We start from the raw sequence: 1,189 nt of genomic DNA on the forward strand, positions 1-1,189 counted from the left end.
CCTCGAATTTTCACTTGGTCATCGATTCTACCAATATACTCAATATTTCCATCTGGTAACCATTTTGCCAAATCACCAGTTCTATACATGCGTTCTCCTGGGATAAAAGGATTTTCCACGAATTTTTCTGCCGTTAACTCCGGTTGATTTAAATATCCTCTAGCCACGCCATCACCAGCGATATACAACTCTCCTTGCACACCTGTTGGCACTAAATTCAATTGTTGATCCAACAAATAAATGCCCGTATTGGCAGCTGGTTTCCCAATTGGTACATATTCCCTTCTGTCTTCCGCTGGATCATAGCGATAAATCATACACCCTACAACCGTTTCAGTTGGTCCATATTCGTTATAAATAGAAATACGACCGTTTGATTGTTCACTAACGTCTCGTGCTAATTTAGCACTTAAGTTTTCTCCCCCAACAATCATCTTTTTCAGAGTAGTGTGTTTTGCCAGATTCATTTCTTTTAAGATATGCAAATGAGCTGGAGTTAATTTAATAATATCCACGCGTGAATCTTGCATAATCGTTGGAATTAAAGCTGCCTTATCCTCACCGTCATACACTAAAATCGTATTGCCTGTTACTAGTGGTGTAAAGACAGACGTTACTGTTAAATCGAAAGAAATTGATGAATACAATGGGAAATTCGTTTTCTCTCCTTGTACATACACCTCACGTGCCCACCAAATATAATTGGTTAAACCTTGATGCTCAATTAACACACCTTTCGGATTACCTGTTGAGCCGGATGTATAAATTACATACGCTAGATCTTTACCATGGCTAATTGGTTCTAGGTTTGTTTTTTGCTTATCATAAGATTGTGACTCACTCAGCGAAATAATGACTCCGTCATAAGAAATTGGTGGCTGTACATCACCGTGTACTAATACAATACGTGCTTTCGAATCCTTCAACACATATTGAATACGTTCCTCCGGATATTGTGGATCAATTGGTACGTAAGCCCCGCCTGCCTTACTAACAGCTAGGATTCCTATAACCATCTCCAAACTATGTTTAGCAATAATTCCGACTAATTGATCCGCCTGTACGCCTTCTTTCCTTAACGTTCGCGCCAACTGATTTGCTCGTTCATTCAGTTCACGGTATGTCAACTGCTGATCTTCGAACACAACCGCAAGGTGGTCAGGTGTACGTTCCACTTGTTCTTCAAATA

Annotated in this window: 1 protein-coding gene; it reads right to left on the bottom strand. The window is 39.9% G+C overall.

What is annotated here, in order from left to right; all coding sequences use genetic code 11:
* Positions 1-1,189 (bottom strand): amino acid adenylation domain-containing protein (locus ACTFP3_RS30110; RefSeq protein ID WP_193419113.1); only part of this gene is annotated, 1,189 nt, incomplete at both ends.

The sequence above is a fragment of the Bacillus cereus group sp. MYBK5-2 genome (assembly GCF_051915685.1).
GTDB lineage: Bacteria > Bacillota > Bacilli > Bacillales > Bacillaceae_G > Bacillus_A > Bacillus_A cereus.